Annotated in this window: 5 protein-coding genes; 3 read left to right on the forward strand and 2 right to left on the reverse strand. The window is 73.2% G+C overall.

Annotated elements, in window-relative coordinates; all coding sequences use genetic code 11:
- Positions 1 to 26 precede the first annotated feature (26 nt).
- On the forward strand, positions 27 to 1,841 hold the full coding sequence (locus tag RIM90_RS29170) for a glycoside hydrolase family 18 protein (protein WP_309063749.1): 1,815 nt from the start codon (positions 27 to 29) through the stop codon (positions 1,839 to 1,841).
- On the opposite strand, the gene RIM90_RS29175 is transcribed toward RIM90_RS29170, so the two are convergent.
- Positions 1,780 to 2,418 carry a phosphatase PAP2 family protein gene (locus tag RIM90_RS29175; RefSeq protein ID WP_309063750.1) on the reverse strand — a complete coding sequence of 213 codons (639 nt, stop codon included), beginning with the start codon at positions 2,416 to 2,418 and terminating at the stop codon, positions 1,780 to 1,782. The genes RIM90_RS29170 and RIM90_RS29175 overlap by 62 nt on opposite strands.
- A gap of 44 nt (positions 2,419 to 2,462) precedes the next feature.
- On the opposite strand from RIM90_RS29175, the gene RIM90_RS29180 reads away from it, so the two are divergent.
- Complete coding sequence (locus RIM90_RS29180) at positions 2,463 to 3,275, forward strand: tetratricopeptide repeat protein (RefSeq protein ID WP_309063751.1); 813 nt, start codon at positions 2,463 to 2,465, stop codon at positions 3,273 to 3,275.
- Between the two features lie 396 nt (positions 3,276 to 3,671).
- Here RIM90_RS29180 and gabT read toward each other — a convergent pair whose 3' ends face one another.
- Complete coding sequence (gabT, locus tag RIM90_RS29185; protein ID WP_309063752.1) at positions 3,672 to 5,006, reverse strand: 4-aminobutyrate--2-oxoglutarate transaminase; 1,335 nt, start codon at positions 5,004 to 5,006, stop codon at positions 3,672 to 3,674.
- Between the two features lie 263 nt (positions 5,007 to 5,269).
- On the opposite strand from gabT, the gene RIM90_RS29190 reads away from it, so the two are divergent.
- Positions 5,270 to 7,408: an ATP-binding protein gene (locus RIM90_RS29190; protein WP_309063753.1), complete on the forward strand. Its 2,139-nt coding sequence runs from the start codon at positions 5,270 to 5,272 to the stop codon at positions 7,406 to 7,408.
- The last annotated feature ends 280 nt before the right edge of the window (positions 7,409 to 7,688 follow it).

A 7,688-nucleotide genomic window follows, 5' to 3' on the forward strand; every position in this document is an offset into this window, starting at 1 on the left:
CATCTCCCCCGTGTCCGGAGGCACTCGTGGAACGCTCCAGACCTCTCGCCCGCCGGCCCTTCGTCGCGCTGCTCACCGCCACGGCCCTCGCCGCGACCGGTACGACCGCGCTCTCGTCGGCCGCCCGTGCGGCCGACGCGGACCTCGTCAGGAACGGCGGTTTCGAGTCCGGCCTCGACGGCTGGACCTGTACGTCCGGCACCACCGTGAACTCCCCGGTGCATGGCGGGAGTTCGGCGCTCAAGGCGACCCCGGCCGGTGCCGACAACGCCCGGTGCGCGCAGACCGTGACCGTGAGACCGGACTCCCAGTACACGCTCTCCGGTCACGTCCGCGGCGCCTACGTCTACCTGGGCGCGAGCGGCACCGGCACCACCGACGTCTCCACTTGGACCCAGTCCGCCCCCGACTGGCGGCAGCTCACCACCACCTTCCGCACCGGCCCCTCCACCACCCGGATCACGCTCTACACCCACGGCTGGTACGGCACCGGTGCCTATCACGCCGACGACATCTCCCTCACCGGCCCCGGCGGCGAGACCGGTCAGCCGCCCGCTCCGCCCGCCGGCCTCGAGGCCGGCACCGTCACCTCGACCAGCGTGGCCCTGTCCTGGTCACCGGTCGCGGGCGCCACCGGCTACGCGGTCTACCGCGACGGCATCAAGGTGCGTACGGTGAGCGGGACTTCGGCTACCGTGTCCGGCCTGACACCGAAGACGGCGTACGCCTTCCAGGTCACCGCCCTGAACGACGCCGGCGAGTCCGCCCGTTCCGCCACGGTGACCGCGACGACCACCGAACCCGACTCGGGCGGCGGCCCCTCCGACCTCCCGCCCCACGCCCTGGTCGGCTACCTCCACGCGAGCTTCGCCAACGGCTCCGGCTACACGCGCCTGGCCGACGTCCCCGACAGCTGGGACGTCATCGACCTGGCCTTCGGCGAGCCGACGTCGGTCACCTCCGGGGACATCCGCTTCGAGCGCTGCCCGGTGACCGAGTGCCCGAACGTCGAGAGCGACGCCGAGTTCAAGGCGGCGATCGAGGCCAAGCAGGCGGCCGGCAAGAAGGTGCTGATCTCCATCGGCGGCCAGAACGGCCAGGTGCGGCTCACCACCACCGCCGCCCGCGACACGTTCGTCTCGTCCGTCTCGAAGATCATCGACGAGTACGGGCTCGACGGCCTCGACATCGACTTCGAGGGCCACTCGCTCTCCCTGGACGCCGACGACACCGACTTCAGGAACCCGAAGACCCCGGTGATCGTCAACCTGATCTCCGCGCTGAAGTCCCTGAAGGCCAGGTACGGAGAGGACTTCGTGCTGACCATGGCCCCGGAGACCTTCTTCGTCCAGCTCGGCTACCAGTACTACGGCACCGGCAAGTGGGGCGGCCAGGACCCCAGGGCGGGCGCGTACCTGCCGGTGATCCACGCGATGCGCGACGACCTGACCCTGCTGCACGTCCAGGACTACAACTCCGGCCCGGTCATGGGCCTGGACAACCAGTACCACTCCATGGGCGGCGCGGACTTCCACATCGCGATGACGGACATGCTGCTCACCGGCTTCCCGGTCGCGGGCGACGCGAACAACGTCTTCCCGCCGCTGCGCCCGGACCAGGTCGCCATCGGCATGCCGGCCACGACCAACGCGGGCAACGGCTACGTGTCGCCGGCCGAGGTCACCAAGACCCTGGACTGCCTGACGAAGCGCACGAACTGCGGCTCGTACGCCACCCACGGGACCTGGCCCGGGCTGCGCGGGCTGATGACCTGGTCGATCAACTGGGACCGGTTCGGCGGCTGGGAGTTCCAGCGGACCTTCGACGGCTACTTCGGCTGACCAGCAGCCACAGGCCGATCAGCAGCACCGCCCCCAGGCACCAACTGGCCGCCACGTCCAGCGGCCAGTGGTAGCCCCGGCGCACCAGCCCGTACGAGGCGCCGGCGACGAGGGCGGAGCAGAGCAGGACGAGCCCGCCGCGGACCGCCGCCGAGCGCAGCAGCGGAAGGAGCAGCAGCGTCGCCGCTCCGTACGCCACGACGGCGGTCGCGGTGTGGCCGGAGGGGTAGTAGCCGACCGCCGGGGGCACGGCCGGGGTGCCCGGGCGGTCGGTCCACTCCTTCAGGGGGGCGACCAGCGCCGGCACCAGCGCCATCGTCAGGATCCCGGCGACCGGCGGCAGCCACCAGCGGTCCGTGCCCGTGGCGCGCCCGTGCCACGCCACGTACGCCAGCGCGATCGCCAGGACGGGCACGGCCACCTGCACGTTGCCGAGGTCGGCGAGCAGCTCGGACGCCCGGTCCGGGCGGACGAGGGCCCTGCTCAGCCGCTCGTCCGCAGCCACCAGCGGACCGTCGGCGACGACCTGCCAGGTGATCAGCGCGAAGAGGAGAACGGGCGGTCCGAGCAGCAGCATGGTGCCCAGCTTCGCAGGTCCGCGATCACGTAACCTCACCGCCTGTGAAGCGCATACGGACGACACGGGACAGCGCGAGACGAGAGCTCTTCACCCGGCTCGAACTCCTGTACAAGGCGGGCGGGTACGAGGAGGTCGAGGCCACGGCGCGAGCGCTCGCCGCGGCCCCCCTGCCTCCCTGGCGGAAGCGGCCCCTGCCGCAGTGGCAGGCGAGGACCCTGGCCACGGGGGTGGCCGTCGCGCACGGGCGCGGAGCGGAGGTGATGGCCGAGCTGGAGGAGCTGATCGCCGAGCTGGAGCCGGTCGACGCCGAGGCGCACGTACTGCAACTGGTGGTCCGCAACAACCGCGTGACGGTCCTCGTCGGCCAGGAGCGGTACGAGGAGGCCGAGACCGAGGCACTGGGCATCCTGCGCGAGGTGACCAGGCTCGCTCACCTCACCCCCCTGTGGAAGCTGGAGCTGAGCGCCCTGGAGAACCTGGCCGCCGCGCTGTGCGGACAGGCCCGTTTCGAGGAGGCGGAGGACATCGCCCGCGGCAACCTGCCCCGCGCGGAGGAACCCGCGCTCGCCGCTCTGCACGCCACGCTGGTGCACAGTCTGAACGGACAGGGCAGGTACGAGGAGGCACTGGCCGAGGCCCGCCGGTGCACGCCCCACCAGGCCCGCAAGGACAGCGGGCGTCTGGACCTGGTCACGGCCGAGGCCCTGCGCGGTCTGGGCCGCCGCGGCGAGGCGGAGGTCGCGGCCCGTCGGGCGTTGACCGACTGTGCGCACCACCTGCATCCGGCCCATCCCCGCATCCGGGAGGCCCGTGCCCTGCTGGCCCGCATCGCCGAGGAGGGCCCCCGCCCGTGAACGCCGAAGGGCCAGTGCAAGGGGGGGTGTGCACTGGCCCTTCGGGGAACGGCTTGCCGTCTGTGGTGCCCGGTCGGCCGTCCGGACCGGAACGTCGCGCGCCCCGGGGGGTCTGGGGCGGGCGACCGTCCGATCGTGAGGAGACCCGGAACCCTCGGGCTCCGGTTGTGTGCGCGAGGGCACGACCAGGTCGAAGCTGGGGAGGCCTCGGCCTGTTCCGCTCACAGTCCCCTGTGAGCGGGGTGTATCTCTCATCCGGTGAGAACCTACGGCAGGGGACGGGGCCGCGACAGGGGCAACGGGCTCCTGTCATCCACCCCGCACACGTTCTTCACACGCTCTGCCGTTCCGCCCCGGTCCGCCGGTCCGGGGCGGCTCACCTGCCCCGATGCCGGCTCAGATGCGTGCGAACGCCTGCTCGATGATGTCCAGGCCCTCGTTCAGCAGGTCCTCGCCGATGACCAGCGGGGGCAGGAAGCGCAGCACGTTGCCGTAGGTGCCACAGGTCAGGACCAGCAGGCCCTCGGCGTGGCAGGCCTTGGCCAGAGCGGCGGTCGCCTCCGGGTGGGGCTCCTTGGTGGCGCGGTCCTTGACCAGCTCGATGGCGATCATCGCGCCCCGGCCGCGGACGTCGCCGATGACGTCGAACTTCTCCGCCATGGCGGTCAGGCGGCCCTTCATGACCTCCTCGATCCGCTTGGCCTTCGCGTTGAGGTCCAGCTCCTTCATCGTCTCGATGGCGCCGAGCGCACCCGCGCAGGCCACCGGGTTGCCGCCGTAGGTGCCGCCCAGGCCGCCCGCGTGCGCGGCGTCCATGATCTCCGCGCGGCCGGTGACGGCGGCCAGCGGCAGACCGCCCGCGATGCCCTTCGCGGTCGTGATCAGGTCCGGGACGATGCCCTCGTCCTCGCAGGCGAACCACTGGCCGGTGCGGCAGAAGCCGGACTGGATCTCGTCGGCGACGAAGACGATGCCGTTGTCCTGGGCGAACTTGCTGATCGCGGGCAGGAAGCCCTTGGCCGGCTCGATGAAGCCGCCCTCGCCGAGCACCGGCTCGATGATGATCGCGGCCACGTTCTCGGCCCCGACCTGCTTGGAGATCTGGTCGATGGCCTGCGCGGCGGCCTCCGGACCGGCGTTCTCCGGGCCGGTCGGCCAGCGGTAGCCGTAGGCCACCGGCACGCGGTACACCTCGGGCGCGAACGGGCCGAAGCCGTGCTTGTACGGCATGTTCTTCGCGGTCAGCGCCATGGTGAGGTTGGTGCGGCCGTGGTAGCCGTGGTCGAACACGACGACCGCCTGCCGCTTGGTGTACGCACGGGCGATCTTGACGGCGTTCTCGACGGCCTCGGCGCCGCTGTTGAACAGCGCGGACTTCTTGGCGTGGTCGCCCGGCGTCAGCTCGGCCAGCGCCTCGGCGACGGCCACGTACCCCTCGTACGGCGTGACCATGAAGCAGGTGTGCGTGAAGTCGGCGAGCTGGGCGGAGGCGCGGCGGACGACGGCCTCGGCGGAGGCGCCGACGGAGGTCACGGCGATGCCCGAGCCGAAGTCGATCAGCCGGTTGCCGTCGACGTCCTCGATGATCCCGCCCCCGGCGCGCGCGGTGAACACGGGCAGCACGGACCCCACGCCCTGTGCGACCGCGGCGGTACGGCGGGCCTGCAGCTCCTGCGACTTCGGGCCGGGGATGGCGGTGACGACGCGGCGCTCCTGCGGAAGTGCGGTCATGCGGGGCTCCTGGGGGTGTAACGGACGCTTTTTCCTTCTTTTCTCGCAGGCTAGGGCGGTGGGAGGGGGCTGGGCATGCTCCATGTGGGCGTTGTCCGGGGGGCCGGGTTGTCCGCGGTGGACATAGCGGTGGTGGGCCGCGACGCGGCGGCGGGGATCGGGCCGTGGCCGGACCCGGCCGCGTAAGCGGTGAACTCGCCCTGCCGGGGCGTTAGATTGACTCGCTGATGGTGGACGGAGCGGCTGGTCAGGGGGCAAGGGCGATGGACAGCGACGGGACCCAGGACGCGCGGGGCACGCATGCGAATCCCGTGCCGCGCCCGGCGGGACCTCCGGACGTGCCCGCGGTGCCGCCGCGGCCCGCGCGGGCGCCGGGCACGCCACCGCCGCCGGACGGGTCGGCGTTCCTGACCTGGCTGCGCACCCCGCGTCCTCAGGCGCCGCCCGGCGTGTGGCGGTTCGGACACCGGCCGCGGCCGGCGGAGGAGCCGGAGCGGATCCCCGCCAGGCAGTTGCTGAGCGGGGCGCTGATCGCGTTCCTCGTCGGGTGGCTCATCTGGTCGCTGCTGTGGAACGGCTACCTGGGCGGCTGGTGGCTGCTGCCCCTGTACGCGATGATCCCCGACTCCTGGGCCGAGCCCCACAGCTTCGGCGCCGTGGTCGTCGTCTACGCCTACTACGTGCTGATCGCGGGGATCATCATGGTCGGCGTCGGCCGGCTCGGCCGCTGGGGCGAGATCTGGCGCCGCTGGGGCCCGCCCGCCTGGCGCCGCACCCCCCGGGAGGACCAGCGGCCGCCCGCCCCGGAGGCCGACCCCGCCGCCTGGCCCGCGCTGCGCGCCGCCGGGGCCGTCGACGCCGCCGAGCGGCTCGCCGCCGACGCGCGCGCCGGGCTCATGCGGGACGTGGACCACGCCCGCATCGCCCGCGCCTGGCAGGGCGTGCGCAGCGGCCGGCACAGCCTCGCCACCTTCACCGGCGCGGTGCTCAAGGACGGTGCCGCCGCCTGCGTCCACCCCTCCGGCGCGCGCGACCTGCCCGCCCGGCAGGCCCGGCACGACCTGCTCACCGGGCAGGTGCGGCTCGGCACCGCCGCCGACGACCCCCGCAACCCCTACGCCTACCGCGGCACCGGTCTGGCCCTCGGCCCGGAACTGCTCGGCACCTCCCTGCTCGCCGTCGGCCCGGCCGGCTCCGGCAAGACCGGCGGCGTCGTCCGGCCGCTCGCCGAGTCGCTGTGCCTGCACGCGCTCGCCGGGAAGGCCGCCGTGGTCGTCGTCGGCGCGGCGGGCGCGGGGCTCGGCCCGGCCGACGCGTACGACGTCGTCGTACGGATCGGCAACCCCGACTCCGTGTACGACCTCGACCTGTACGGCGGCACCACGGACCCCGACGAGGCCGCGGCCGTGCTCGCCGAGGGGCTGGTGGGAGACCTGGCGGATCCGCACCCGGGCAGCGACAGCCGCCGCTCGACCACCGTCCTCGCCCAGCTCCTCGGACCCTTCCGCGCCGTGCACGGCCGTTTCCCGTCCGTCCCCGAGCTGCGGCAGCTGCTCGACGGGGCGCCGGGACCGCTGGCCGCGCTGCGCCAGGGCCTGACGGAGGCGGGGCAGGAGTCGCTGCTGCGTGAACTCGACGCCCGGGAGCGGCAGCTGGCCCACCCCGGTGATGTCGGCGGGGTCCTCGCCGACCGGGTGGCGCTGCTGGACCGGCCGGCCTTCGCCACGTTCTTCAAAAGCACGGGCTTCGACACGACCGGGCAGTCCCGGCCGTTCTCGCTCAAGGCGCTGGACCACCCGGTGCGGGTGCGTATCGACCTGCCCGAGCGCGGGCACGCGGACGCCTCACGGATGCTGGCGCGGCTGGTGCTCGCGCAGTTCACGGCGAGCGTGACGGTGCGCGAGGACCGGTCCCTGTTCGCCTGCCTGATCCTGGACGACGCCACCGGCGTGATCACCCCCGAGGCCGTCCGCGGCATCCAGCGGCTGCGGTCGGCCAACGCGGGTGCGGTGCTGACCCTGCGCACCCTGGACGACGTGCCGAGGCCGCTGCGCGGGCCGCTGCTCGGGGCCACCGGCTGCCGGATGGCGCTGTCCGGGCTCACCCCGTGGGACGGGCAGGACTTCGCCGAGGTGTGGGGCAAGGAGTGGACCGAGGCGCGGGACGTCACCGACCGGCAGATCATCGCCGAGAGCCCGGCGGGCAAGGCCGTGCACGCGCTGCGGCGGGCGATCACCGGCAAGGCGCCCACCGCGCGGGCGGTCACCGTGCGGCAGGTCGAGCGGGAGCGGTGGTCCGCCTCCGAGCTGGCGCACGCGGTGCCGGCGGGGCACGCGGTGCTGTCGTTGACGAACGTCAGGGGCGAGCACGCGCCGCCGCTGCTGGTGGACCTGCGGGACTGAGCCGGTGGGCCGGGCATCGCGGACATACGGTGACGCGGCGACCGTACGGTGAGGCAGAATCGACACGGGTCGTTCATACGTGACGGCCAAAAGATCACCGTGATCACCGAACCTCCCCCTCGCGGCACCTCCCGACGTTCACCCACCTGAAGGCCCCATGCCCCCGACGCTCGCCTCACTCGTCCACCACTCCGCGCTCAAGCTGACCGTGCGCGCGGGCGAGGACCGCCTCGACGTGCCGGTCCGCTGGGCGCACGCCAGCGAGCTCGCCGACCCCGTG

Source organism: Streptomyces sp. (assembly GCF_031181555.1).
Lineage (GTDB): Bacteria > Actinomycetota > Actinomycetes > Streptomycetales > Streptomycetaceae > Streptomyces > Streptomyces fimbriatus.